The sequence below is a fragment of the Flavobacterium sp. XS2P24 genome, assembly GCF_030010285.1.
In the GTDB taxonomy this organism is placed as follows: domain Bacteria; phylum Bacteroidota; class Bacteroidia; order Flavobacteriales; family Flavobacteriaceae; genus Flavobacterium; species Flavobacterium algoritolerans.
Window position 1 is genome coordinate 1 of sequence record NZ_JASCRU010000083.1, and the last position, 1,271, is coordinate 1,271.

At 29.6% G+C, this 1,271-nt stretch carries 2 protein-coding genes; one reads left to right on the top strand and one right to left on the bottom strand.

Annotated elements, in window-relative coordinates:
- Window positions 1-340: 340 nt before the first annotated feature.
- Complete coding sequence (locus QLS31_RS16305; RefSeq protein WP_282744716.1) at window positions 341-703, bottom strand: hypothetical protein; 363 nt, start codon at window positions 701-703, stop codon at window positions 341-343.
- A 182-nt stretch (window positions 704-885) separates the two neighbouring features.
- On the opposite strand from QLS31_RS16305, the gene QLS31_RS16310 reads away from it, so the two are divergent.
- Window positions 886-1,146 carry a hypothetical protein gene (locus tag QLS31_RS16310; protein WP_282744717.1) on the top strand — a complete coding sequence of 87 codons (261 nt, stop codon included), beginning with the start codon at window positions 886-888 and terminating at the stop codon, window positions 1,144-1,146.
- Window positions 1,147-1,271: the final 125 nt, after the last annotated feature.

Genomic DNA, 1,271 nt, shown 5'->3' on the forward strand with positions numbered 1-1,271 from the left:
CCTATGATGTGTTGCATGCTTAAAAATACGAAAAATCTTCTTTTTATACCAACATTTTGTTATATTTGTTAATAAGTAAACGGAAGTTTTTTCACAGACTGACGTTCTCGCGCTACAGCGGGTTTGGGACTAAATTAAGCCCTATTTTCGGATTTGCCAAATTATCCCAAATACAAAACCAATTTTCCATTAAACCAATTGCCCAAATCCGTTGTAGCGTGTGTTACCAGCTGTATTTTTATGCTTAAACTTTTTCTATTGTTTATTTTTAGCTTTCATTTTCGCTTAGTTTCCACTTTCTATTTTCCATTTCAATATTTTCAATTTTTGAGAATAAACTCTAAAAATGAAAATCAAAGTTATTATATAATAAGCAAATTGAAATCATAGAAACGAGAAATATTGAAATCAAAATTGTTATGAATTTTGAAAATGTTTGATTTTCAAGTATATTCAGTTTTTGCATTGATTTAATTCCAACGAAAGCAAAAATAATAGACACAATAAAAATCAAACTAATTATAATTGTTGAATTTTCATTTTTGTTTATTCTCTTAATTTCGGGAATAAGAAATATTATAGAAATTGAAGAAGCAAGAAAACAAATAAAAATCAAAACATTTTTCTTCGGATTTTCTGGTTGGTTTTCTTTCGATGGTAAGTTGCTCAAATTTGATAAAATCTCTAAAATTTCTGAAATCATATTTTCGTGTTTCTGAGGTAATATAGCTGGTAACGTCCGCAGCTACACTTTCGGCGTGGTAAAACACAAAATAATGCTTCGGATTTGCCGAATGATTGAAGTACAAAACAATAATCAAATTAATCACTAATAAAACGCTGAAATGTAGCTGTTGTTACCAGTAGGCTAAATATTTACAAACTATGTCAAAATTAAAAACACAAATTGGAGAAGCTTTGACTTCTGATTTTAGCGAAAATACTTGGACTTTTGAAATGCAAGATAATTTTAGCGTAACTGCTGGCGAATTTGCAATATTACCAAAAGACAAATACGAAAGACTATTGGTAGCGATGAAAGGAATTGTAAATTCTATGTCTGCGCATCCAGATTATGAACCAAATTCTGAATTTATGGATATGGTAACTCGTTGTGAGGATATTTTAGACGATGTTGAGCAATAGCTTACTGGTAACGTCAGTCTGTGAAAAAACTTCCGTTTACTTATTAACAAATATAACAAAATGTTGGTATAAAAAGAAGATTTTTCGTATTTTTAAGCATGCAACACATCATAGGTATTTCACGT